Annotated in this window: 1 protein-coding gene; it reads left to right on the top strand. The window is 30.1% G+C overall.

Going from position 1 to position 511, the window contains the following annotated elements:
• The first annotated feature begins 119 nt into the window (after positions 1-119).
• On the top strand, positions 120-386 hold the full coding sequence (locus amrb99_RS49690) for an NUMOD1 domain-containing DNA-binding protein (RefSeq protein ID WP_190869064.1): 267 nt from the start codon (positions 120-122) through the stop codon (positions 384-386).
• Positions 387-511 lie beyond the last annotated feature (125 nt).

The following is a 511-nucleotide window of genomic DNA, read 5'->3' as shown; positions in this document are numbered from 1 at the left end:
TAACTATAAGGCAGCCGAAGCTCTAGGTTGTAGTGAGGCTACTATTCGTTATTATTTAAAAAAGAATAAAGCTTACAAAAAAAAATATATGTTCAGCCTGATAATATAGGTGTCAAGAAATGCGAGATAAATTACGTAAAGAAAGGGGTGTGCCGATATATGTTTATGATGCTAAAGATTTTACTTTATTATATATATTTGAATCTAAGCAACAGATGTATAGTTTAATAAAGATACATCATAATTCATTAAATGCGTGTTTAGCTACAGGTATCCTATATGTAGACACTTTTTTCTTTTCTTTAGATTTAATAGAGGAATCTGCTTCAACTAATTTACTTAGCCCCTCCCCTATATTTTTCTTTTTACCTCAAGAGGTAAAGTGAAAAATAAAGCGGTGCTTCTAATCCAAAGGATAAGGGTGCGTAGCAAAAATTTATTTAGCTTCTAATGTGCACCCTTATTTTTTCTTTTTTCTTTTTTACGAAGTCGAAGTTTTTTTGTAAAGAAA

This window comes from Actinomadura sp. RB99 (assembly GCF_014706005.1).
Classification (GTDB): domain Bacteria; phylum Actinomycetota; class Actinomycetes; order Streptosporangiales; family Streptosporangiaceae; genus Spirillospora.
This window is presented reverse-complemented; position numbering and strand designations above follow the sequence as displayed.

Excerpts from the sequence above, each read along its gene's own strand:
- amrb99_RS49690 (WP_190869064.1), top strand. The coding sequence starts at position 120 with ATGCGAGATAAATTACGTAAAGAAAGGGGTGTGCCGATATATGTTTAT.